The sequence below is a fragment of the Staphylococcus ratti genome (genome assembly GCF_020883535.1).
Lineage (GTDB): Bacteria > Bacillota > Bacilli > Staphylococcales > Staphylococcaceae > Staphylococcus > Staphylococcus ratti.
Genome location: NZ_CP086654.1, coordinates 1,533,650 through 1,558,672 on the forward strand (window position 1 = coordinate 1,533,650; position 25,023 = coordinate 1,558,672).

Genomic DNA, 25,023 nt, shown 5'->3' on the forward strand with positions numbered 1-25,023 from the left:
AGTAAAATCATACGATTAATAAAATTGCGTCACGATTAATTGGTATATTGCCACTAGACCTCTTTGGAACAAATTAAGTACAATAAATGCCACAATTGGTGATAAATCAATCATTCCTAAAGGTGGGATAATGCGTCTAAAAGGCTCTAAATAAGGTTCGTAAATTTTAGCCATAAATTGTCCGATGGCACTTTCACGAGCACCAGGTAGCCATGACATAAAAATGTAGACAATCATACCATACGTATAGATTCTAACTGCAAATAACAAAAATTCAAAAATCATTCCTACTGTTTGTTCTGCCATAGATGTCTCCCTTATTCGTATTGATTTTCCATCGCATCAATGTGCTCTGAAATACTACCAGCGACTTCTACATTGTCTGGAGTACATAAGAAAATATCCGCACCGACACGTTGAATATCTCCACCAATTGCATATACAGTTCCACTTAAGAAATCGATAATGCGCTTTGCTGATACTGCATCGATTTGTTGTAAATTTACGAGGGTTGCACGACGATTTTTTAGTTCGTCAGCAATATCTTGTGTATCAGAGAATACTCTAGGTTCAAATAAGCACATTTTAGAACTGCCATTTGTAAATGCATCCTGTGTTTGAGTCATACTTACCACATTCCCTTGCTGTGTCGCTGATTCTTTCGCGATTTGATATTTACGTTCGTTATGTGTTGATTTATTTCTAGAAGATTGTTTTTTAGGGACAGATTGTAACGCTCTAGGACGTTCTGTCGTCTGCGTAGATTGTGTAAATCCTTGTTTAGAAGATGCACTTTGGTTTTTGTCAGCTTCTCTTTGCATTTCTCTTTCTCGTGCTCTTTCACGACGCTCTTCTTCCTCGATGAAATCATCATCTTCCTCTTCGAATGTGAAAAAGCCATTGAATAGGTCTTTTATAGCCAATACCCTCACTCCTCTTTTCCTACTAAACTTGTACCAATACGCACATATGTCGCACCCATTTCAGTTGCTATAGCGTAATCATTACTCATCCCCATAGATAATTCCGTACATGGGGCATAATCTAAGTTTAAAGCTTGAACGTCATCACGTTTCAGTTTCAATTGTTTAAATATATCTTTTAATTGTGCTTCATCATCTGTATAAGGTGCCATGGTCATGAGGCCTACCACTTGAATATGATCGTAATGCCCAAGTTGTTGAATGAATGGTATTACCTCTTCTAAAGTTAATCCATGTTTAGATTGTTCCTCAGAAACATTGACTTGCACAAAACATTTAATTGTGTGCGTTGCACGTTTGCTGATTTCTTTTGCTAAACTCTCACGATCCAACGCATGAAGATAGTCGATTTCATTGATGACTTCTTTTACTTTTCGAGATTGTAGCGAACCAATAAAATGCATCGTCACATCATCTGGTAACGCTGCTTTTTTATCTCGAAACCCTTCAATTCGGTTCTCTCCAAAATCACGAATGCCCACATCATAAGCTTCTTTGGCTCGCTCTATTGTAACATATTTCGTCACTGCAATCACGCGAGGAATAGACGTTAATTCTGATTCACTTACATGCTTTTTTATTTCAGATTGTATATGATTATAATTTTCTTGAACTGACATCCTTATTTGTCCTTTCCATACAATACGTTAATGTTGACCAATAAAAGCTAACATTCTTCCTGTCTTTCCTTTTTCTACCCGATAGGAGAAAAATAATTCTAAGTTTTCAGAGGTTGCGTGCGTCGTTCTGTAAATATTCTCATGAGGTACACCCTTATTCTCACACAATAATTGATTGGCTAACTTTAAATCAATACCATGTCGATTGTCTCCTCTAGTTTCAATGTACTTTGTATCATCAATCGGCAATTTTTTAAATTGCGCCAAAATATCATCATTGATTTCGTAAGTGTTAGACGTTGAAGGTCCGATAACAACATACATATCTTCATATGGGTATGGAAATTGATTTAATAATTCCTCTACAATACACTTTACAGTTCCCCGCCATCCAGCATGAACCAATCCAATAAAATGATGTTTAGGGCTATAGAAATAGATTGGCACACAATCCGCATAGCACATCGTTAAGAGTATGTCTTTATCATATGAATACAGACCATCCACACCAAACAAACAATCATTGGACAATGCATCAATATTTGACCCTTTATCTTTCGAACTAACTTCAACCACTTTAGCCTCATGCGTTTGAATAGGAAAAACCCATTGCGATGTAGGAAATCCTATTTCGTGCGCTAAAATATTTTGATGTTTTGTAATATTTTCAGATGTATCATCGATGTAACGCGCCATATTAAATGCATGATTAGGAAAAGGACTCACGCCACCTTGACGCGTTGTCATGCCAATCGATATTTCATGCTTTTGGCTCGGTACGTAATTCAAATAGTGTCCTACAGGTATGAAAGCTTTCATCAAATAGCCTCCTAATCATATCCAAGTCTTAATATTGAATTCATAAAAGCAAAAAGCTAGGACAATGAACGATTCACCTTTGTCCTAGCAACAATCTATCTACTTTGGGAGCACATTCATCAATTTATCAAACCCTTAATCATCAAGTCATGTGCTCTTTTATATCATATCTTCTTATGCTGTGATGATATTTGAAGAGAATTAACGACGTGTTCTTCTTGAACGACGTTCTTCTCTGTTACGGATAAAGCTTGGGATATCATCATCATTTGTACTATGGCCACGGCCATTATCCACTTCTCTATCATCTTGTAATGAAGAAGTTGACGGTGAATGGTTACCGTTAAAACCAGATTCTCTAGTTGTTGTATTTTGAGCACTGCTTCCAAATCCAGAAGTGGCTGGCTGTTTGCGCGCTTGTGATGAAGGCTTATCTTCAAAACCAGTTGCAATCACTGTTACAACGATTTCATCTTGTAATTCCGGATTAATCACTGTACCGAAAATCATATTCACATCTTCATCAGCAGCATCTTGCACAATATCCGCAGCTTCTTGTGCTTCGAATAATGATAATGATTCGCCACCAGTGATGTTCATTAACACACCTTGTGCACCAACAATCGACGTTTCAAGTAGTGGAGATGAAATCGCCTTTTTAGCTGCTTCAACTGCTCTATTTTCACCAGAAGAAACACCAATACCCATTAATGCTGAACCTTGGTTAGACATAATTGTTTTAACGTCAGCAAAATCTAAGTTCACTTCACCTGATACAGCGATAAGGTCTGAAATACCTTGTACACCTTGACGTAAAACGTTATCAGCTTCTTTGAACGCTTCCATCATTGATGTAGATTTATCAACGATATCTAATAAACGATCGTTAGGAATTACAATTAATGTGTCTACAGCAGCTTTCATTGACTCAACACCAGCAGCTGCTTGTGTTTGACGTTTGCGTCCTTCGAAACTAAATGGACGTGTAACAACACCTACAGTAAGTGCACCCATTTCTTTAGCAATTTTGGCTACAACTGGTGCTGCACCTGTACCTGTACCGCCGCCCATTCCAGCAGTAACGAATACCATGTCTGCACCTTGAATTGCATCTTCAATTTGTTCGCGTGATTCTTCAGCAGCTTTTTTACCAATTTCTGGATTAGCGCCGGCACCTAGACCACGTGTTAATTTTTCACCAATTTGAATTTTTGATTCTGCTTTAGATAAGTTTAACGCTTGCCCATCTGTATTAATTGCAATAAATTCAACATTATTCATTCCATGGTCAATCATTCGATTCACGGCATTGTTACCACCGCCGCCGACACCGATGACTTTAAGTGTCGCTAAATGATTAAATCCTTGTTCAAATTCTAACATTTACAATTCCTCCTAATCTTTGTAGCCAATTACTCAAATAATGATCTCATAATTTTTTTGAACTTACTTTCTTCTTGGTGATGCGGTTCATCATTTGCATTTCTTCCATCTCGTTCAGATTCTAATTCATAATCATTATGTTTTTCATTTTCATGATTTGATTTTTCAGAGTCTATTCTGTCGTCCGAGTGTTTTTTGTTTTTCTTTTTAAAGAAGTTATCAAAGCCACTCAATCGGGACTCATGTCGTGGTGTCTCATCTATGATTACTTCTTCTTCAATTTCCTCGTCATCATGATTACTAATTGTAACATAATCCAACAACTCATCAAAAGCAATACTACTAGAAATTGTCGAAATTGCTGAAGAAAATTCAGGTTTACGGATACCCATTTGAGAAGGGGTATGAATGCGGACTTTTTCACTCACCATATCTGACAGCAATTCTTTTACACCTAACAGGTTAGCAGAACCACCTGTCACTACAAATCCACCATTTACTTTTGTGAGGTTCAATTCTTGTAGAACATCAAACACTTCAAAGAAAATTTCTTCTACACGTGCTTCAATCGCATCACTCAACTCTTTTTGAGTGAACTGTGCTGGAACTTCACTGTCAAGTTGTTCAACAGTAAAGACATCTTGATCAGATGCTGAATCATAAAAAGCATGACCATATTGCTGCTTAATTTTTTCAGCAGTTTCATATGTAGTATTTAAAAATTGCTGTATGTCTTCTGTAATGTGACGTCCTGCCATCGTTACAACATCAGCGTCTACTAATTCTCCTCTTTCATAGAAAGCAATTTGTGTTAAATCTTCACCGATGTCAATTACACAAGCACCGAGTTCTCTTTCTGTAGGCGTTAAAATAGAACGGTAGTTGTACGCATCAGAATAAACATCTAACACATCTACACCACTTGCTTCCACACATTTAATCATATTAATCAATAACGTTTGAGGAACAGCAATTACGCCTGCATCAACTTCCAGTGAATGACGCGCAACAAGCTCTTTAGGATCTGTTACTTCATTATTGCCATCCACTACAAATTTAAGTGGAAATGTGTTGACCACTTCTGTATTCGGTTCTACGTTTTTTTCACGAATTCCTTCTAGGACACTTTCGATATGTGTGCCTTCAATTTCTGTATCTTCGTGAAATTCAAGAGCATTTGATTCGTCAAACACTTCCGTTCCGACAATCGGTAATTTAAGAAAAACTTCCTTAATATCCACTCCTGATGCAATGGACGCTTTTTTTATCGTATCTTTAATTGCTTGTTTAGCAATGTCGAAATCATCAATGAGTCCATTTTTAATGCCACTTGTATAGGTTTGACCTGTACCTATCACATTAATACCATTATGAAATTTTTCACCAACGATAACCTTAACGCTTGATGAGCCTATATCTACGCTTACATAATAATGTTCTTCCATAGATAGGCACCTCCTGACATAATTCTTATTCACACTATAAACAGTTTACAATAACAAACTTTCAATGTGAACTATAAACACGTTGATTTTAGAACTTTTTTGACATTTTATTCTTTTTCGTTCTCTTTAATTTTATTCAGTGCTTTTTGTAAGTCATCTTTCGCTTTATCTTCAGTTGCTGTACCTGATTTAAGCTCTTTTGAACTTGCTGATCCATTATCGCCATTTTTATCATTCTCATATGGAATGAAAGTAGCGCCAACAGACAAGTCAATGTATCCTGATTTTTTTAATTTTCCAGTTTCATCTTTTTCTAAAGCTTGTGACATGCTCGGATAATATGTCAATTTTTTAGCAATAGTTGTAGTTTTCCCTAACACTTCTATGCCATCTCTCATATAGAGTCTAATTAAATTAGGTTGATCTTTTTCCGGTGCATAATTAATTTCAGAAATTTGCGCTCGTGTCGTTCCGTCCATCTTTTGTAACGCTTCAACAACTTTACGCTTTTCCGTCCCTTTAAAACCATTCAAATATGGCACTTCGTTAGGGACTGTACCTTTAAAATCTTTTAGTACTTTTCCTGTTTCTATGATTGGAACGTTCTTATCTTTTTCTTCTGTAACCCCCACAACGTCATGCTCGTTCACATCCACAATGAGTTGGTTAGGAAATGCTTTATGAATATCCACGGATTTAACTAATGGGTTTTCTTCGATACGCTCTATTGCCGCTTTAGAATCATAAGCATATATTCTAGGCGTATTATCAATGCGCAGTTGCTTTTTCACTTCTTCTTTTGATACGAAATGCGTGCCATTGATTTCTGCGTTATGTACTTTGCTTATTGGCGTAAACATAAACAATGCAATGAGTACAAAAATCACTACTAACCCTAAAACTAAATTGCGCTGAAAACGACGTCGTTTTTTCAATTGTTTGCGTCGCTTTTCTTTAATGTACTCATTATCTATTTTTTTAACAGGTTCACTCATTTAAGTCACATCCTTTAATGTGATGGTAAGTGTTTACGGAAGGCGTTGATAAAGGCTTCCCCACGTTGTTCAAATGTATCATATTGATCCCAGCTTGCACACGCAGGTGAAAGTAACACAACATCATTAGGTTCAATCACATCTTGGACTAAATCAACTGCTTCAGCAACGTCTTTTGCTCTTAATACATATTTCCCTTGACTTTCACCTAATTTAACAAATTTATTTTGAGTTTCTCCAAATGTAACCATTACGCGTACATTATTCATGTACGGCGTAAGCTCATCAAATTGATTTCCTCGATCAAGTCCACCGCACAACCAAACGATAGACTGTTTAAACGAATTTAAAGCAAATTGTGTTGCAAGTGTATTTGTTGCTTTCGAATCATTGTAATATTTATTCGTTTTATTGTTACCGATATATTGAAGTCGATGCTCGATGCCAGAGAATGTCGTTAATGATTGGATAATAGCAGAAATTGACACACCTGCAAGAATTGCCGCCATCACTGCCGCTAAAATATTCTCTAAATTATGTTCCCCTGGTAATACGATGTCATCTAAGTGGATAAGACGCATTCCTTGATAAACGATGTAATTATTTTCAACGTAAATGCCATCTACAGGTTGTTGTGTTGAGAAATAAATGATTTTTGATTTTACTTGTGCTGTATCAATCAAATGTCTTTGATGGTAATTGAATATTAAGTAATCACTTTCTGTTTGATTCTCAAAAATACGCTTTTTCGCATTTTGATAATTTTCCAAAGTGTCGTGATAATCAAGGTGTGCAGAATAAATATTTGTAATGATAGCAATGTGTGGTCGATATTTTTCAATTCCTAAAAGTTGGAATGAAGATAATTCTGTAATAAGATGCTCATCAGCACGTACATCTTGCGCAACTTTCGAAGCAACATATCCTATATTCCCTGCTAAACGTCCTGATTCGCGACTTTTACTGAACATGTCACCAATAAGTGACGTTACTGTCGTTTTACCGTTTGTTCCTGTAATACCAATTATCGGTGCTTCTGATACTAAATAACTTAATTCGACTTCCGTCAAAATTTTTAGTCCGCGCTTTTTAGCTTCTTCTAATATTGGTACAGTGTACGGAATGCCTGGATTTTTAAAAATTATAGGAGATTCATCTAATAATGCTAGTGGATGTGAACCACTTACAACGCTAATTCCCATAGCCTCTAAGTCATGCGCATGCGCATCCTGTGTTAAATCTTTACCATCATTGACTGTGACATCCGCGCCTAACAAATGTAGCAATTTGGCACATTCATAGCCACTTTTAGCTAATCCAAGGACTAATGCTTTCTTCCCTTTTAATCCTGTATAGTTTAGCAATTAGCTCACTCCCATCCATAAGCCTATAAGGCCAGAAATTAATCCTACTGTCCAAAATACCCCAACTACTTTCCATTCACTCCATCCTTTAAGCTCAAAATGATGATGTAATGGGCTCATCTTAAAAATTCGTTTGCCTGTTAATTTGAAAGATGCTACTTGCAACATTACGGAAAGTGTTTCCAACACAAACACAAGACCAATAAATAACAATGATAATTCTTGATTCAGCATAATTGAAAGTGTTGCAAAAATACCACCTAAGGCAAGGCTTCCTGTATCTCCCATGAATACTTTTGCTGGATTAATATTATATGGAAGAAACCCAGCTAACGCTGCCACCATAATAATACAAAATAGGCCAATTGCTGGCTCTCCTAACACAAAACTCATAATGGCATACATTGAGAAACCAATAATAGACAATCCTGTTGCCAAGCCATCTAAACCGTCAGTTAAATTAACCGCATTAGAAAAACCAACTTGCCAAAAAATAATAAAAATAACATATGCAAATGATAAAGGAATACTGAAATCTGTAAAAGGCAAATTAATATTTGTTGAAAAATCAAATGCATTCATCCCTTTTGCAACGATAAAGAAAATGACTGCAATGGCAATTTGTGCGATAAATTTTTGTTTACTTGTCAAACCTTGGTTGTTCTTCTTAACAACAATAATATAGTCATCGATAAATCCAATCAAACCAAACCCTAACGTAACAAATACAAGCAACAATAATGGGCTTGCTTCATCTACGAAAATGCTAGCAATCAACGTTGTAACTAACACACTGATTAAGAATGTTAAACCTCCCATCGTAGGTGTACCCGTCTTTTTCATGTGACTTTCAGGGCCTTCTTCACGAATGCTTTGTCCAAATTTCATCCTTTTTAATGTTGGTATCAATACTGGTACTAAAACGGCAGTAATGATAAATGCAATGATCGCAATGATAAAACTCATAATAGTTCTCCTTTTTATTAACTCTAAAATTAATCTAATTTTACTCACATATAATTGGGAGTGAAACTGATATCAAACTTTCATTTGAGCCCATCGTTTCACCCCCAAGTGTCAACCGTATTTTTCACGCCGTAAATCTAATAATCTTATGCTTCTAATATATCAAACTTTTAATTTATTGCGCTTTTAATTCTACTTCAACTTGTTGTTTTTTATTAATTGTAGCTTGTGGTGAGATAGATTGCGATTTCACAAATCCACTCCCTTTCACTTTTACTTTTATGCCTGTAAGAGATTGAAAAGCGATGATATCATCACGTGTCCACCCTGTCATATCTGGCATTGTAAGATCTCCATCCGTCATAATCAATACGTTGCTGTTTGGTAGTAATTTCACTTTATTATCTGGACTTTGATTTACAACTTTATCACCTTTACCAATAACAACAGGATTAAATGATTTACCTTTAAGTGTGTCTTCTGCTCTTTGAACAGATTGATTTGTGACATCAGGCACTTCATTTAATTTCCCATTATTTTTCACTTCGTCGTTACCAACGTTTAAATATTGCAGAGAATTTTGCATGATAGGCACAAATGCACGGCTCACACCCATTTCATAGGCTTCTTGGTCACGTTTTTGTGCTAAACTCATGCCTGCATAAACGACGATACGCGGATCTTTACTTGGCGCATGTCCCATAAAGCTTACAAAATATGGATTTGGACCTTGTACATAACCACCATTTTTTTCGTCAGCAACTTGAGCAGTCCCTGTCTTACCACCGATATGATAGCCATCTACACGATAGTTTTTAGCATGACTGTCTTTGCTATTTACAACTTCATCTAGCTGCTTTTTAACTTTTTCTGCAGTGTCATTGGTAATGGGTTTGCCGGTTTCTTGACGTTCGCCTTTATAAAATGTTTTATCTTCAACCGGATTCATGATCGATTGAATAAAGTAAGGTCTTATCATATTTCCTTTATTAAAGAAGGCCGATTGCGCCTGTAACATCTGAGCCGGTGTAACTGTTGTAGACTGTCCAAAAGCAGATGTTTTTTGCATCAATTCGTTATCCCACGCAATGTGGCCGCTTGCTTCGCCATCATACAAGCTGTCTGTTGATTTGCCAAAGCCAAATTTTTCATACCAGGATTGCATTTTATCTGCACCGACTAAATCTTGCAATTTCATCATTAAAGTGTTGGAAGAATATGTGAAACCTAGTCCCATATTAATTTCTCCCCAACCTTTTTTATTCCAGTCGTAAATACGTGAACCTTGAATGTCTCTATGCCCAGATTCATACTTTTTCTTTGGATCAAATTCACCTTCTTGAATCGCAGCCGCTAATCCAAAACTTTTAAACGTTGATCCTGGTTCATACGTATTTTGGTACAGGTCGTTTGCCCATTTCTTTCCAAAACCTTCACCTGTCTCAGGGTTAAATGTAGGTCTTTGGCTGAAGGCTAAAATCTCACCTGTTTTAGCATCCATCACAACTGCGAAAATATCTTTAGGTTCATAACGTTTAACCATATCATCTAAAGCTTCTTCGACAAACACTTGCATATTAGAATCAATCGTTAAATGTACGTCGTCACCACGCTCTGGCGCAATTTCATTTTTTGAATTTGGTGTGATGTAGCCCCAAATATCCGTTGAAAATGACGCGTGACCTTTTTTTCCAGACAAATAGCTGTCGAATATTTTTTCGACCCCTAATGCTCCTTTCAACTCTCCAGTATCTGGATTTTTTTGGGCTAAACCAACTAAGTGAGAGGCAAAGTTGCCATTAGGATAAAAACGCTCTACTTCTGGATATAACGTAATACCGGGTAGTTTCATTTTTTCTATTTTTTCTTTATCTTGATAAGTTAAGCCTTGACCTGCTTTCCCAAACTCAACTTGAAACGCTTTTTTGACATTTAAACGTTTCTCGATTTCTTTTTCAGGCATATCAATAATCTTAGCTAACTTTTTAGCTGTATCTTTTTTATCTTTGACATGACGTATTTTATCAGAATCTTTACTCGCTTTAGGGTCTACTACTGCAGCCAATTTAAAACGGTCTACATCTTCTGCTAAAATTTTTCCATTTCTGTCGTAAATTTTACCTCGTTCAGCTTGTTCATCGAGCTTAGCTAAGTATTTGTGGTTTGCTTTTGCAATTAAATCTTCTCCAGATGAGTGGCCTGTTAACATTACGAAACTATATCTTAAAACCAATAGAAAAAAGAGCAGTCCAAAAAAACCAATCAGGAGGACTGCTCCTAGCTTATTTTTTTTTATCTTAATTTTGCGTTTCGGCATTTTTACGCACTACCTTTACATTGTCATTCTTAAGGCTCATACCCTGTTCGTGGGCTTTATCATAGATGCGTTTATATGAGGCGTTTTGTTTAGTTTCTGCTTCCAATGCGCTATTTTGACTTGTTTGCTTTTCAATTTTTTGTTCTAAACTTGCTACCTTGCCATTTGTATCATATGCATCCATTTTCAACGATAGCATATAGATACTAATCACTGCAATGATAGTTACTAATGATATGTATAACATTTTCTCAAATCTTGTTAACCCAACAACGATTGTCTTTTTGGCTTGTTGTTTTCGCGTTTCGGGTTGCGGTGTTACTTTACGTTTTGGATTAGGTGTTACTTGTGGTTGTGCTGCCTCTTGATGATACGCTTCGTATACTCTTTCTACTGCCATCTGATTGTTTCGCCCCTTTATTTCAATATTTCGGCCACTCTAAGCTTTGCGCTTCTTGCACGATTATTTGCTTCTAAATCTGAATCACTTGCAACAATGGGTTTGCGATTTACACGTTTTAATTTTGGCGTGTAAGCTTCTGGAACAACCGGTAGTCCCCTTGGTACATCCGGTCCTTTTTCGTACTCTTGAAACATTTGTTTACATAAACGATCTTCTAATGAATGGAATGTAATGACTGAAATGCGACCGTTCACTTTCACATGATCAATTGCTTGTTCTAGAGAATCTTCGAATGCAGACAATTCATCGTTTACTGCAATACGAATCGCCTGAAACACGCGCTTTGCAGGATGCCCACCTTTACGTCTCGCTTTTGCTGGGATGCCTTCTTTGATCAGTTCGACAAGTTCTAATGTTGTTTCAATTGGCTGTGTTTGGCGTCTCGTTTCGATTTTACGAGCGATTTGCTTAGAAAATTTCTCCTCTCCATAACGGAAAAATATTTTAACCAAACCTTCATAAGACCATTCATTTACTACTTCATATGCTGAAAGCGCTTGTGTTTGATCCATTCTCATATCTAGTCTCGCATCATGATGGTAACTAAATCCCCGTTCTGGGACGTCAAGTTGAGGACTCGATACACCAAGGTCATATAAAATGCCATCCACTTTTTCTATCCCAAGCTCATCTAATACTTGAGCCAAATTTCTAAAGTTGTCATGGACAAAGGTGACTTTATGAAGTTCATCTTTCAACTTTTCCTTCGCGTTGTTAATTGCTGTCATATCTTGATCTATTGCGATGAGTCGACCTTCATCAGATAACTGACTAAGCAAATACGCTGAGTGTCCTGCGCCACCTAACGTGCAATCCACGTAGACACCATTTGCCTTAATATTAAGTTGGTCTACCGTTTCTTTTAATAACACGCTAATGTGATGAAACACAGTGAAACCCTCCATTTTCGTTTTGCTTTCCAGCTATTTTTAAAAATCAAAATCAATTAAATCTTCGGCAATCTCTTCAAAACTGTCTTCAGATTCGTCATAAAAATCATTCCATGTTTGACGGTCCCAAATTTCAATACGATTTGATACGCCAATCACCGTACAGTCTTTATCAAGATTTGCATATTCCCTTAATTTAGCAGGGATGTTAATTCTGCCTTGTTTGTCAATTTCCACTTCGACAGCACCAGAGAAAAACATACGCATAAACTTTCTTGCGTCTTTTTTGGTCATAGGTAAGGTTTTCATTTTCTCTTCTATGGTTTGCCATTCATCAAGTGTATATCCAAACAAGCATTTATCTAGGCCTCTAGTGATAATAAAACGCTCATTCAGGTCATAGCGAAACTTGGACGGTACTATCATACGTCCTTTGATATCTAATTTATTTTCGAATTCACCCATGAACATCTTATCTCACCTCACCTTATCTATAATTTACCACATCTCCCCACTATCCTCCACTAATTATGTAAAAATCTCCAAACTTTATCAAAATGGACATAAAAAAAAGAGATTCGAAACGCTTCGAATCTCTCTTAAACCCTTGGTATTACTAGGTTTCTATAATCAATTGTTCAAATGTGTAATCAAGTGGAGGGAAAGTGGAGGACGTGTACATATCCCACCCAAAAATATTTAAAAATTGTAATGGATTTAATATTCGTTCTTGTAAGCCACCCATTGGATGGAGAGCCGATGTTAATTGATTAAAATGACGCATGCTTATATCATTTTCTCTTTCAATATTTGTAAGATAACGTTGTTTTAAATACTGATACTGATGTAACTGTATTTGGTGATTTTTCCTCAAAAGCTTCTGATTATCTTCTGTTTTTGACATCTCGTTGGCCAACCGCTCATAAAAAGCTTCTTGTTGTTTTATCATAGCATCAATCTCTTCAATCACTTCGTTAGAGGCTTTCGCCCGTATAAATTTTTCTTGCGCTTCATACGTCCCATTAGCAATTACTTCAGAAACATTTAATTGGTACTGTGCTAATAATTTTTTAGTTTTAGCTGTAAGATACGTCAATCTTAAGCGAGGCAAAACAATTGGCATTTCAATGTCAAAGTTCTGAAAAACTTGATGTAGTTCAGCCCAATATTTTATTTCACTTGGCCCTCCTACAAAGGCCACTGTATTAAATAACCATTCTTGCATCAATGGACGTGTGACAACATTATTAGAAAATCGCTCTGGAGATTGATCGATTAACTTTAAAATTTCTTCTGTCGTCATACTATTCGTTGATTTGCTCAGTTCATACTTACCTTCTTCATATTTAAGTAACTGGCGCTGTCCCTCATATTCTAAAAACAGATGCACATTAGAATCTGTTTCTATCATTTTAGAAAGACCGCCCTGTTGCGTTTTGTTTTGACCATTTTTAAACGCCTTATCTACTTCTAAATGTTCCTTAAATAACGCTTTTAAAAATGGAAGTTCCAATTTTCTAAGTTCAGAATGACTAGCATCGATCATTAATAATCCCTGATCGCTAAAGCAACTTTGAATAATTTGTTTAAATAAATCAGTCCAATGATTACTCTGTTGAATCATTTTTTTTAAATCGCAGATTAATGTTTTAGTATGCACCGTCTCTGGAAGCTGAGCAAAATATTGTTCAACCACTTCCATTAAAGCATTACTTTCCGGCTCAAAATGAGATACCGACGTTTCTGGCGGCGTTAAAGTATGATACTTTACCTTTTTCAACTGACCTTTTTCTTCATTATAGACATAGGTATGATTCACTTCGTCGAAATCATGGTCCTCACCCGCTATCCAAAATACGGGTACTACAAATTGTTGATACGTTTCGGATAATTGTGAAGCTTGAACAATAATAGATAATATTTTGTGAAAAGTATATAAAGGGCCTGTTAAAATACCTGCTTGCTGACCACCTATAACCACTTTTGCGCCTTGAGCAAGCTGATTTAAAGCATGTTCTTGCGCACTTGATAGCTTTAAATCTGACATATATTGGCGAATCACTTGCGCAAGTTGTTGCTCTCTCCCATTATTCGGTCGTGCCATGCGTGTCGCAAAACTTTCCTCTTTATTAGGATCAAAGTCATAAAATTGAATCAACTCTTGATTGTGATTCGTATACTTTGGAATAAATTGATCCTTTTCATTGACTGTGACGTTATAACACTCCATGCTCGGTCTCCTTATATCGTATTCTTTAACAGTATAATCTTTAACAAACGCGATGACAATTTTACGGCTTATATCTTTCAACAGTGAGGCATCCATTTCGTTATTATTTTTTCTATTATTAACACCTTAGCACAAAATATGATAATTCAAGCAACAATCCCCCAATACATATTGGCTCGCGTTACATTATAAGTGGAGGTGATTCTAATGGGAATCATAATTGAATTAATTAAACAAATCATCGCAATCTTCACTTCAGGTGGTAAACAACCTATCGGCAAATAAGCCTAAAAAAGCCTAAAAACAAAATCCATTTTCTTTCACGAAATCAACAGGTTCGACGTCTATCGTTTGAATCTGTTGATTTTGCTTTTCAATATATAAATAAGTACGCTATAATTGAGGAAACAAACGCAAGGGGGCATTTTGATGACAAAGGTGGAACATCTAGATATCAACTATCGTACTGAGAAACTTTTTGAGGAATTTCGAAACTTCGGCAACAAAGACCTCTATATGGTCGATGAATTTCACGGTGAAATGATTGATGCGAGTTCAGATTCACCATTTTACGGTATCTATGTTGGCGAAAAGATTGGAGCCCGAATGGCGCTTTATCGTAAAGGTGAAGTTGAAGAAACGTACTTTCCAGATTATGATGATTACCTTGTTGTGTGGAAATTAGAAGTATTAAAGGCCTATCAAGGAAAAGGTTACGGTTCAAAATTATTAGATTTTGCAAAGTCATTTAATGAACCTATTAAAGCCATTGCAAGATTTGAATCAAAATCATTCTTTATTGATAATGGCTTTACAGATCTCGAAGCTAAAAATGATGCAGGGCATGATATTTTAATTTGGGATCCTAAAAAACAAAAATAACTTTTTAATTAATTAAATTGAGCTTATCTCAAGTAAGCCACATTCTTTTGACAGTTAAGTTCTTACTCTTCCCAAACATGTCATTTCAATTTATTTGAATGCTAAGCCTTAAAAATTAAATATGCACGCTATTAAGAGAGTAGGATTAAGTGACTGCTTGCTTTGATAAGTCGAGTAATGCGACCTATCAAAGCAACACATTGTCCTCCTCTTTTTTTAAACTGCAAAGGAACCCCCCATCCTCTAGTTCTCGAGAATGGGGGGTATAATGTTGAGTCATTAAGCACAATTATTCTGGCAAACCAATCGGTAATGACTCAACTTATTTAGTATATGAATTAGCCAAAGAAACCTGAGATTACATCGATACCTTTAGCAACGATATCAGCGATGCCTGTACCCATTGTTACCCAATCATGGTCAATACCTGCTTGTACTGTATCTTTAATTGCTTTGATTAAATCTGACATTTATTATACACTCCAATTCTTATTTTAATTTAATATCAATCAACAAAGTAAACTAATAATTAACCGAAGAAACCTGAAATTACGTCAATACCTTTAGCAACGATGTCAGCGATGCCTGTACCCATTGTTACCCAATCATGGTCAATACCTGCTTGTACTGTATCTTTAATTGCTTTGATTAAATCTGACATTTATTATACACTCCAATTCTTATTTTAATTTAATATCAATCAACAAAGTAAACTAATAATTAACCGAAGAAACCTGAAATTACGTCAATACCTTTAGCAACGATGTCAGCGATGCCTGTACCCATTGTTACCCAATCATGGTCAATACCTGCTTGTACTGTATCTTTAATTGCTTTGATTAAATCTGACATAAAACAACACTCCTCAATAGTAGATTTTCCAAAACAAAGTTACATTTGATTAAATTGTGTTTTGTTTTGTTACTCACACTATAACTAATCCATTAATTAAATTGCGCTTGATTTCAAAACTCGTCATTTTTTCTACTTAAGTGTCAAAAATAAAAAGCTTCAAAACATTTAGGATGCCTAGGTGTAGCTATTTCTTTACACACAATTTACAATGCTACTTAATTTTAAAATTCGTCTACCCTTTTATATTCGCATATCAAAATCAAATTAATCCTATTGCTTAATAAATCTGTTGCAGCCATTAAAACGCAAAACTTGCTCAATATATGTCGAAAAAATAACATTTAGAGTGCCTAAGTGTCTTGCCTTGAAAAATGTGATGACAGTTACGCAGTAAATCCACATTTGTAGGAATTATAACCTAAAAAACTCCTTAAATTTATTATACTGAAAGTGTAAAAAATAAGAGGAGGTTATCAACATGTTCTGGGCTGATATCATTCTTGGAATCATTAAATTAATCAAAGGTTTAATTGACACATTCAAAAAGAAATAATGTAATGATATAAGGGGTTAGGACGAACTACATCGTTCTAACCCCTTTAAAGCTTGAAAGTAATAGCACTACACGTATAAAATCGCATTTCAATTTTTGGTAATGTACCTTTATTTTCTCATAAGTGTATCTTATCTTCATTTTAATGCAGTGTTATATTCCAATAAATTTTAGTATGTGAATAATTTGGTATAATTCATAATCAAAGACATGTTTAGCAATCATCGTTAAAAGCACATGCTTGAGACTTGTCATATTCATATTTTTCAACGGTATGGAATTATGAAATCAGTTAGATTTCTAATCTATCACCGTTTTTTTATGCAAAATTTTACTTGCTTATCATAATAATCATGGTATGATATTCCCAAAAAGAACTGAGGTCCAAGTGATGCAGAGTAGGAAACAACCCATATTATTATATTTGTCATTATTTTTGTCGACAACTTTAATTGGTAGTGTGTTATTGTACCTTCCATGGACAGGACAAAAACCCATTTCCTTTTTAGATGCTATGTATGTAGCAACAAGTGCGTTTACTGTTACAGGTTTGTCTACCGTCGACGTGACAAAACAATTCAACATACTTGGAGATATTGTTATTATGTTGCTTATTCAAATTGGAGGAATGGGTATCGTTGCCGTTTCAATGCTCGCATTGAAATTCACTCAAAAATCTCTATCTGTAAGAGAAAATATCCTATTCCAATTAGAGCTCAACACAGAAGACGCACGTAATTACACATTCTTTATGAAATATATTTTATTATTTAATATTATTCTCGAAAGCTTAGGTACTTTATTTTTATCTTTCGTCTTTGTTCCCCAGTACGGATGGGACCGAGGGATTTTTATAAGTTTATTCACATCCATTTCCTCTTTGAATAACGCAGGATTTTCTCTATTTTCAGACAACCTAGCTTCATATGCAACAAATCCGATCGTAAATTTTACAGTTGCTTTATTAATTGTTTTTGGTGGTCTTGGTTATATTGTCCTTCTAGATTTGGTTACTTTAAAAAGAGGTAGACGCTTACAATTTCATTCGAAAATCACGATTATTATGACATTAATTCTTATTATTGTTGGTGCGATTTCTTTTTGGATACTAGAGTGTAATGGTGTATTGAAATCCATGACACTTCCTGAACAACTTCAGGCTTCAGTTTTCCAATCTGTCACAACAAGAACTGCTGGTTTTAACACGGTAGATATGACTCACCTCGCTCCTGGAACGATGTTGTTAATGATGGTATTTATGTACATCGGTGCAGGACCTATGAGTGCTGCAGGTGGGATTAAAGTTACAACTTTCGCTTTAGTCATTGCGTTTATCATTACAATTTTAAAAGGTCATCAACATGCGCGTATCTTTAATCGAACGGTCGTGCGTAGACAAATGGAAAAAGCACTCGCTATCGCCATTTCTACAGGTGTATTTGTCATTTTAATGATTTTACTCATATCTATAGCTCAGCCAAATTTAAATTTTGAAGATCTCGCATTTGAAGTCGTCTCCGCATTTGGGACGGTCGGGCTATCAACGGGTATTTCTACAGAGTATGGTGCTATCGCTAAGATGATTATTATTGTGACCATGATTGCTGGTAAAATTGGTGTTCTCACACTACTTAGTTTAATTCAGCAACCTACACGAGAAACATTCTATTACGCCAAAGGTCAACTTTATTTATAAAAAAGAGCCATTCGTCTCATTCTGAGTCGATGGCTCCTTTTTTATTCATTTTGAAGTGTTTATTGTTGACGTTGTGTCATGTCTTCACCATGTAACATCCAACGTACACCGTACTGATCTTTGAGCACACCCATTTTACCGCCCCATAATTGTGCTTCAAAAGGCATTTCGACTGTAATACTTGGATGATCTTTAACACGGTCATATAAATCTTGAATTTCTTTTTCGTCTGTTTTATTGTTAATATCGTAATTTAACATTAAAGAAATCGCACTATTGATTTTATCATTTCCACTAAATGAATCAGATGCAAAGAGTTGTACATTAGCAACTGAAAATTCGGAATGCATTGTAGCTTCACTTGCTTTTTCTGGGTCTATACCAAACTGACTCGCTTGTTCTTCGCCTAATGGCAATCGTAAAACATCCGTCGCTCCAAAAACTTCTTCATAATACTGAAGTGCTTCCTTTGTATTTTCAAAAGATAAATAAGGATATAATGATGTCATAATAAACTCCCTTTCCTTTATACTAGCCTACTCACTATATACCTACTTAATTTATAAGTTAAACAATATATAAATACTGTAGGACCTCATTGTTTCATGCACTCCTCAAATGCCTAGAGTAGATAGACACTCATAAGAAAGGTATAATAGGATATGAAAGCACTCAAACATGCTTTTTTACATTGGTACCTCATTTCCAATGTGTCACATAAAGAAAATCTTCCATTTGTGATACCATTTCCACGAAATACGAATTAAATACATCTGTTACATTTTTACACTAAACTTATAAGCTAGGGTTTGATTTTATGCTCATATTATTACTCATTCTTGCATCATCTGTTGGTACAGCCTGTATCTTATTATTTATCACGCTTGCTTTGAATCAACAAGGCGGCTTTAAATTCTTTTGGAATGTAGATCATATTCAAAATATCCAAAGATATATCATCTATTTTTTCTTTACAGGCATAGTCTTACTTATATTATCGATTTATCTTCTACTCTATATTATTTCTACTTTCCCGTAAAAATACCGCTCATCAATGGTTCAATCTTGAGTGTACTTTTTAGAAACGTGTGCGGTTCTTAGAATTAGCTATGCACCGCACATGCTAACATCCTTATTGAAAATTAATTGTAAAATTTTGTGTATGGTGTTAAAAGACAACAATTTTTTTGAGCTTATATTGATTTATTGTTTAGGATTAGATATAATTAATCTTGTGTTAAAAAATGTCCTGGTAGCTCAGCTGGATAGAGCAATGGCCTTCTAAGCCATCGGTCGGGGGTTCGAATCCCTCCCAGGACGCTAATAGATTATATTTCGTTGTTCTACCGTTATATCTCGTAACTTTAAACGTTGATATGACGGTATTTTGTTGTTTTTCGTTAGTTTTCGTTGAATGTCGTGTTTGGTGCTGAACGTCCCCGAAACGTCCCCGAAACCCCAAAAATAAAAGCGACCCTTTTACAGGTCGCTTTATTTGTTTTCTAAAGATTTTTGGTAGTTGTACAATGCGACAACGGTTCTGAATCTAGCGTCATTTATGCTAGCCTTTCCGTTTCTTAAATCTTGTACAGTTTGATAAGGCAAACCAGTAGCCTTAGATATTTGACTACCGTTTTGTGTCTTAAATAACTTTTCTATTGCTTTATTCACATTTTCTAAATCCATATCATTCACCCTTTTTATACAGTTTAAGAATTACTAAAGTTGTCGCTAAAGTTAACGCTATGCTCGTATATGAATTGCCGATGAATAAATTAAGCCAAAGTAACAGTATTAAGATTATAGAAGTTGTTTTCATATTTAATAGATGTTAGACTTTAAATAAGTAAGGTTGCCCCGTTTGAGGCGGAACCTTATTTCTCATCATCGTCTTTCAGTGCTTTGATTACGGCTAGTGTCGAGGCTACTGTGAAGACGATGTTTGCTATTCTTTCTAAAGTCTCTAACATCTTTTTCCCTCCTTTCAACTTTTCAACTGTCTAAATATATTATATCACGCTTAACCGTGTAAATCAACGATTTTCCTTAACTTTTTTTAATTTTTTTCATAAAAAAATAACCATACCCCTAAATTAATAGGTAATATGGCTTGGTCGTTATGTATATACATCACATTACCCTACCCTCATTCGAGGACACAGCAAACCGATTCGTCAATCGCACATGTGAATTCTAAAATAATGTAATGTAGGCACTTAAAATGGCTATGCCATGCCAAGTCGTTTCATAAACAACTATTTCATGTAATATTACAATATATAATAGACAACTGTTGTTACGGATGTCTCCAAATACACTTTACAGATGTGTGCTGCTATTTGTATTTTGTTAAAGTATTAACCATTAATACTACGCCACTATTCGTAATTGTTGTAACTTCTATTTCTCTTTTTACTTTTCTTCTGAATAAATACATATTCTTACTAAAAACTAATTTTATTCTTAAAAATCTAAACCATAAATCAAAAGAATAGCAGAATAAATCAAAAGTAAAACGCTAGATAAAACATCTAACTTTTTATCTTTGTTATTACTAACTATATTTTTGAAAAGTGAGATAAAAGCTATTATTGTCAATAGACTACAAAAAATATAAATAATCATAATGAAACTTCCCTCTTCAACAAACCTCGTCACCCAACAGCTCTATTGAGAATAAGCCTCTTGCTCTATATTATATGATTCACATTATATTTTAAAATAAAAAAACAGGCTACCCATAACGGATAGCCTTTTCTAAATGCACTTACCTAGTTTGGATTGCACCACCGTTAATTACTTCAACAATATCTTTAAAATAAGCATCAAGGTTATTTTTAATTTTATTCATAATCTTAATTGATGAAGTATCTAATCTTGACTTAATAAATGTCCCATATCAGACTTTATTCTATCTGCTAATATTTGTAATTTCGGGAAATAGTTATTAGCAAAACCAATAATTATTTTATTTTTGATAAATGTATTGAGTTGTCGATCTTTTGGAATTGTATTGTCTATCAAATCTAAAAGTTCACTATGTTTTATATCTTCAATTCTCACTGTTTTTAAATATTTTAAAATCGCTATAAACAAATTATCAAAGACTTCATGTTCGAAATCAAAGTCTAATAATAATAAACTAACAGAATTAGTTTCTAGTTGATTATCTCCAAGTTTATTTGCTAGTTCTCTTATAGCTTGATATAGCAATCTAAAACTTTCTTTTTCTTTTAACATAATAACCTCCTTAACATATTAAAATAACCAAGATATAGCTTCATTTAAAAGTTATCCTTGACTGATTCCAGTAAACGCAAGTTCTACGTTAATACCCGTATCTCTATTCTTGTTCGTAAAATCCCAACTGTTTTGTTTTAATTATTAATTATTAACTTAATAGCAGCTCTATCAATATTTGTAGCTTCTACTCGGTTTTGTACATTTAGGAATTCCAAAATGAATGACTTCTTTACCTTTTGTACTTTTAGGAATTTATTACAACGACTTAGGACATTTTTATTATTTGAAAATATTAATGTTCTATAATAAAGGTACTTAAAGTAAAGGGGGGATTACGATGTTTATTATCAACTTCATCAAAAAATTGATTGAATTCATCAAAGGTTTATTTAAGTAATTGTAATTGGTTCGAAATGTGTATGAATGGCTAGCGAGTATATCTCGTTGGCCATTTTTCAAAAATACTGTAGACACACCGTAGCTTGATATATATCTTGCATCATTTTAATACCATCATATAAATAAGCATCATTATCCATACTGTACAAATATTTACTAATATTAGTTACAATGTTTTCAACTACACTTGAGTCATTGTAACTGCGATTTACAAACAATACTCCCCTAAATTCAGTTTTTTTATGTTGTTAAGTAGGTAAGATATTTTTGATGGATATTTTATTAGCATAGTTTAACCTACACAATGCATAGGATCATCTTAGTACATTTCACACCTTACAATCCTCTCCTACTAGGACACTAATATAATTTTTAAAGGTGTTCTCTATAACTAAAGAAATTACCTCTATTTTCCGTATAATTCCAACCATATTTTTGGATTACGCTTTCCATAAGTATAATTTCCTTTATTTTCAAACCCGCAAAATATTTAAAGAATCTTCCATGTTACTATGTTACGAACTTAAAATCAGTTGTTGATAGCTGCATTTCTCCCCTTACTACCATCTATTAATTTTTTACTTTTAAGAGAAAATTACAAAAAGACAAGCACCGTAGTACTTGTCTTTTCAAAAATGTCTTATTTTAACACATTGCGATTTGATTAACTTCACATAGTGCCTAATATAAACTTTTAGTTTCGCTATTCTAGTTGATTCTCAAAATGACCAATGGTTATTACTCATGTTTATTTTTCCTTCTAAATAATAATGCCGTTCCTACTAAAACTAACAATCCTGCATACCATGGTGTGTGATTATTTTCTCCTCCTGTATTAGGCAATTCTTTTTCAGAAGTCGATTTTACAACTTTAGCTTTAGTCACTTGCTTCACTGGTTTCATTTCTGCCTGCTTCATATTTGATTCCGCTGGTGTCAAAGTTATTGGTGCGTAAGGCTTCGGCTCTGGTTCTGGCAATGGCTTCGGCTCTGGCTCTGGCTGTGGCTTCGGTTCTGGCTCTGGCAATGGCTTTGGCTCTGGTTCCGGCTGTGGCTTCGGCTCTGGTTCTGGCAATGGCTTTGGCTCTGGTTCCGGCTGTGGCTTCGGCTCTGGTTCTGGCAATGGCTTCGGCTCTGGTTGTGGAGGAATAGGTCGTAGCTCTCCATTTCCATTAGCGTTATTTTCATAAAATTTAACACCATTTACTTTTGAATACCAATAGCTGTACTGGCTTTGAGCATAAGTTTTGTATAAGAGAGATTCAACATTAGAATCATAATTTCCTACATATTTAATCGCATATCTTTGATTTTTTGAAACATCTAAACTCAAGCTATAACTACCATAATCATTAAAACGAATATTACTTGAATTTAATGATACCTCTGCCCATTTACCTTTTTCTAAATAAACACTTTCTGGCGGATAGCCTTCCCCAATATATTTATAAACTTTAATTTTAGGTTGTCCCGTTGTCGAACCTTGTGTAACATGCCCTGATACATATACTGTGTTATGTCCATTCCAATATCCAAAATGATTAACATATGCGATATGTTTAAATGTCCCCTCTTTTTTATTAAGTTCTGTAATTCGTCCATCTACATATTTACTATTGTCATAGTATACGTAGATGTTACGACTCGTTTTTGTATCTCCTATCGTAGTTGTGATCAATTGATTTCCAGACTGTTGTACTTTACCGTAATTTACAAAATAACTTAAAGACAAATTTGCGGTTATATTTTGCTTGTTTTTTACATAATCAGTGAAAGTATATGTGATTGTCTTACCATCTTCTGAAACTTGACCTGTAGCGATCACGTCTCCGATATTGTTTTCTCTAGATGTAGTTATAGAGGCCGCTTTCCTTTCGACTGAAACACCATGAGTATTAATGTTGTCAGACAATTGTATTTTAAACTGATCTCTGGGATTTATGCTGCTTGGAATTTTCAATGCGTAGTTCATTCTACCACCTTGTCCATGGTGTGGTCTTATTACATTATGTGCTTTAAACCCTTCAATCTTACTATATATAACTGTAACTTGTTTCGATACATCCGTACCCTTGTGTTCTTCAACTTTTTTAATAGGTTGCGTCGCTTTTTGTGCTTCTGTTTCGGCAGATTTCACATTCGCTAGTGCTTGTGGCTTTTGAATATCCTTAGTATCTATTTTCGATATTGCTTGCAATTTTTGCGTATCCATTTTTTCTACTTGATTGTTGTTAGTAGCTAACTTTACAGGTTCTTGTACTCTAGGAGCTTCAATAGGTGTTGGCTTAAAGCTGTTCTCCTCTGGCTCATTGAGTTTTGTTGGTTGCGCTTGATATTGCGTTTCATTTTTACTTTGCGCTTGCATTTCGCTCGCAGTTACTTTAACTTCTTGTTTTGGTGCTTGCGTTAATTGTACATTCCCTTTTAATTGATGTTCGGCAGCAACTTTCGGTGCTTGTTCACTTGCTTCCGCCTCATTTTCTCCCGCTGCACCATAAAGTAAACTCCCAATCACTATTGAAGCTGTACCAACTGTAAATTTTCTTATGCTGTATTTCTCTGTCTTGTTTGTAAACATTTTTAAGCTCCTTAATTATGTAATTTAAAATCTACAGTCTCTAATGTATACAAAAATCTTATATTTTTCTATAATATATTGCTTAACTTTTAATTAACCATCATTAATCATTCATTAAATCTTTATTAAGTGCAATATTTCCCATTATTTTTTAATTTATTGGATATAAAAAGACAATCTATTAAAAATGCCTCGAATGAAACATACAAACCGTTTCATTGATTTTTTACGCTTTTATTTTCGTATTATTAGTCAACTTATATGTTTTAGGAAGAAACATATTTACTTTGGTAATTTTTCTTCCAAAATGACTTATAAATGTCATAATATCGCTAGTGCAATC

26 protein-coding genes and 1 tRNA gene are annotated in these 25,023 nt (G+C 34.8%); 6 read left to right on the forward strand and 21 right to left on the reverse strand.

What is annotated here, in order from left to right; translation table 11 throughout:
* Positions 1–15: 15 nt before the first annotated feature.
* The 14 genes from LN051_RS07345 to bshC all read right to left on the reverse strand — a co-directional run bounded on the left by LN051_RS07345 (position 16) and on the right by bshC (position 14,475).
* A complete protein-coding gene (locus LN051_RS07345) occupies positions 16–306 on the reverse strand; it encodes a YggT family protein (RefSeq protein WP_229291897.1) in 291 nt (96 codons plus the stop codon).
* A gap of 11 nt (positions 307–317) precedes the next feature.
* On the reverse strand, positions 318–923 hold the full coding sequence (locus tag LN051_RS07350) for a cell division protein SepF (protein WP_229291898.1): 606 nt from the start codon (positions 921–923) through the stop codon (positions 318–320).
* Between the two features lie 5 nt (positions 924–928).
* Complete coding sequence (locus LN051_RS07355; protein WP_229291899.1) at positions 929–1,603, reverse strand: YggS family pyridoxal phosphate-dependent enzyme; 675 nt, start codon at positions 1,601–1,603, stop codon at positions 929–931.
* Between the two features lie 27 nt (positions 1,604–1,630).
* Complete coding sequence (gene pgeF, locus LN051_RS07360) at positions 1,631–2,425, reverse strand: peptidoglycan editing factor PgeF (RefSeq protein ID WP_420853970.1); 795 nt, start codon at positions 2,423–2,425, stop codon at positions 1,631–1,633.
* A 198-nt stretch (positions 2,426–2,623) separates the two neighbouring features.
* Positions 2,624–3,805 (reverse strand): cell division protein FtsZ, encoded by a 1,182-nt coding sequence (ftsZ, locus tag LN051_RS07365; protein WP_229291901.1) that lies wholly within the window; start codon positions 3,803–3,805, stop codon positions 2,624–2,626.
* Positions 3,806–3,834: 29 nt separating this feature from the next.
* Positions 3,835–5,250 (reverse strand): cell division protein FtsA, encoded by a 1,416-nt coding sequence (ftsA, locus tag LN051_RS07370; protein WP_229291902.1) that lies wholly within the window; start codon positions 5,248–5,250, stop codon positions 3,835–3,837.
* Between the two features lie 107 nt (positions 5,251–5,357).
* On the reverse strand, positions 5,358–6,245 hold the full coding sequence (locus LN051_RS07375; RefSeq protein ID WP_229291903.1) for a cell division protein FtsQ/DivIB: 888 nt from the start codon (positions 6,243–6,245) through the stop codon (positions 5,358–5,360).
* A 14-nt stretch (positions 6,246–6,259) separates the two neighbouring features.
* Positions 6,260–7,609 (reverse strand): UDP-N-acetylmuramoyl-L-alanine--D-glutamate ligase, encoded by a 1,350-nt coding sequence (gene murD / locus LN051_RS07380; RefSeq protein ID WP_229291904.1) that lies wholly within the window; start codon positions 7,607–7,609, stop codon positions 6,260–6,262.
* Positions 7,610–8,575 (reverse strand): phospho-N-acetylmuramoyl-pentapeptide-transferase, encoded by a 966-nt coding sequence (gene mraY / locus LN051_RS07385; RefSeq protein WP_229291905.1) that lies wholly within the window; start codon positions 8,573–8,575, stop codon positions 7,610–7,612. It lies immediately after the preceding gene.
* A gap of 175 nt (positions 8,576–8,750) precedes the next feature.
* Positions 8,751–10,892 (reverse strand): penicillin-binding protein, encoded by a 2,142-nt coding sequence (locus LN051_RS07390; RefSeq protein ID WP_229291906.1) that lies wholly within the window; start codon positions 10,890–10,892, stop codon positions 8,751–8,753.
* Entirely contained in the window at positions 10,873–11,292 is a 420-nt protein-coding gene (gene ftsL / locus LN051_RS07395; protein WP_229291907.1) for a cell division protein FtsL, read from the reverse strand. Before ftsL ends, LN051_RS07390 begins: the two co-directional genes overlap by 20 nt.
* Before the next feature lie 17 nt (positions 11,293–11,309).
* Positions 11,310–12,245 carry a 16S rRNA (cytosine(1402)-N(4))-methyltransferase RsmH gene (rsmH, locus tag LN051_RS07400; RefSeq protein WP_229291908.1) on the reverse strand — a complete coding sequence of 312 codons (936 nt, stop codon included), beginning with the start codon at positions 12,243–12,245 and terminating at the stop codon, positions 11,310–11,312.
* A 39-nt stretch (positions 12,246–12,284) separates the two neighbouring features.
* Positions 12,285–12,716: a division/cell wall cluster transcriptional repressor MraZ gene (mraZ, locus tag LN051_RS07405; RefSeq protein WP_229291909.1), complete on the reverse strand. Its 432-nt coding sequence runs from the start codon at positions 12,714–12,716 to the stop codon at positions 12,285–12,287.
* Positions 12,717–12,861: 145 nt separating this feature from the next.
* Complete coding sequence (gene bshC / locus LN051_RS07410; RefSeq protein WP_229293642.1) at positions 12,862–14,475, reverse strand: bacillithiol biosynthesis cysteine-adding enzyme BshC; 1,614 nt, start codon at positions 14,473–14,475, stop codon at positions 12,862–12,864.
* A 429-nt stretch (positions 14,476–14,904) separates the two neighbouring features.
* On the opposite strand from bshC, the gene LN051_RS07415 reads away from it, so the two are divergent.
* Entirely contained in the window at positions 14,905–15,357 is a 453-nt protein-coding gene (locus tag LN051_RS07415) for an N-acetyltransferase (RefSeq protein ID WP_229291910.1), read from the forward strand.
* Between the two features lie 338 nt (positions 15,358–15,695).
* Here the strand turns inward: LN051_RS07415 and LN051_RS07420 are convergent, their stop codons facing one another.
* Genes LN051_RS07420 through LN051_RS07430 form a run of 3 tightly spaced genes read right to left on the reverse strand, consistent with a single transcriptional unit; the run spans position 15,696 to position 16,209 of the window.
* On the reverse strand, positions 15,696–15,827 hold the full coding sequence (locus LN051_RS07420; protein ID WP_229291911.1) for a beta-class phenol-soluble modulin: 132 nt from the start codon (positions 15,825–15,827) through the stop codon (positions 15,696–15,698).
* Between the two features lie 59 nt (positions 15,828–15,886).
* Entirely contained in the window at positions 15,887–16,018 is a 132-nt protein-coding gene (locus LN051_RS07425) for a beta-class phenol-soluble modulin (RefSeq protein ID WP_229291911.1), read from the reverse strand.
* A 59-nt stretch (positions 16,019–16,077) separates the two neighbouring features.
* Positions 16,078–16,209 (reverse strand): beta-class phenol-soluble modulin, encoded by a 132-nt coding sequence (locus tag LN051_RS07430; RefSeq protein ID WP_229291911.1) that lies wholly within the window; start codon positions 16,207–16,209, stop codon positions 16,078–16,080.
* A 481-nt stretch (positions 16,210–16,690) separates the two neighbouring features.
* On the opposite strand from LN051_RS07430, the gene LN051_RS11510 reads away from it, so the two are divergent.
* Positions 16,691–16,765 carry an alpha-1/alpha-2 family phenol-soluble modulin gene (locus LN051_RS11510; RefSeq protein ID WP_420854008.1) on the forward strand — a complete coding sequence of 25 codons (75 nt, stop codon included), beginning with the start codon at positions 16,691–16,693 and terminating at the stop codon, positions 16,763–16,765.
* Positions 16,766–17,156: 391 nt separating this feature from the next.
* Complete coding sequence (locus LN051_RS07435; protein WP_420853971.1) at positions 17,157–18,461, forward strand: TrkH family potassium uptake protein; 1,305 nt, start codon at positions 17,157–17,159, stop codon at positions 18,459–18,461.
* A 59-nt stretch (positions 18,462–18,520) separates the two neighbouring features.
* On the opposite strand, the gene LN051_RS07440 is transcribed toward LN051_RS07435, so the two are convergent.
* Entirely contained in the window at positions 18,521–18,970 is a 450-nt protein-coding gene (locus LN051_RS07440; protein WP_229291913.1) for a VOC family protein, read from the reverse strand.
* 308 nt (positions 18,971–19,278) lie between these two features.
* Between LN051_RS07440 and LN051_RS07445 the strand changes: the two genes are divergently transcribed.
* Positions 19,279–19,500 (forward strand): hypothetical protein, encoded by a 222-nt coding sequence (locus LN051_RS07445; protein ID WP_229291914.1) that lies wholly within the window; start codon positions 19,279–19,281, stop codon positions 19,498–19,500.
* Between the two features lie 207 nt (positions 19,501–19,707).
* Positions 19,708–19,781, forward strand: a tRNA-Arg gene (locus LN051_RS07450).
* Between the two features lie 171 nt (positions 19,782–19,952).
* Here LN051_RS07450 and LN051_RS07455 read toward each other — a convergent pair.
* Positions 19,953–20,147: a hypothetical protein gene (locus tag LN051_RS07455; RefSeq protein ID WP_229291915.1), complete on the reverse strand. Its 195-nt coding sequence runs from the start codon at positions 20,145–20,147 to the stop codon at positions 19,953–19,955.
* 1,185 nt (positions 20,148–21,332) lie between these two features.
* Positions 21,333–21,701: a hypothetical protein gene (locus LN051_RS07460; protein ID WP_229291916.1), complete on the reverse strand. Its 369-nt coding sequence runs from the start codon at positions 21,699–21,701 to the stop codon at positions 21,333–21,335.
* Between the two features lie 340 nt (positions 21,702–22,041).
* On the opposite strand from LN051_RS07460, the gene LN051_RS11515 reads away from it, so the two are divergent.
* Positions 22,042–22,101: an epsilon family phenol-soluble modulin gene (locus LN051_RS11515; RefSeq protein ID WP_420854009.1), complete on the forward strand. Its 60-nt coding sequence runs from the start codon at positions 22,042–22,044 to the stop codon at positions 22,099–22,101.
* Positions 22,102–22,841: 740 nt separating this feature from the next.
* Here LN051_RS11515 and LN051_RS07465 read toward each other — a convergent pair.
* On the reverse strand, positions 22,842–24,680 hold the full coding sequence (locus tag LN051_RS07465) for a fibronectin-binding protein FnbA (RefSeq protein WP_250646358.1): 1,839 nt from the start codon (positions 24,678–24,680) through the stop codon (positions 22,842–22,844).
* Positions 24,681–25,023: the final 343 nt, after the last annotated feature.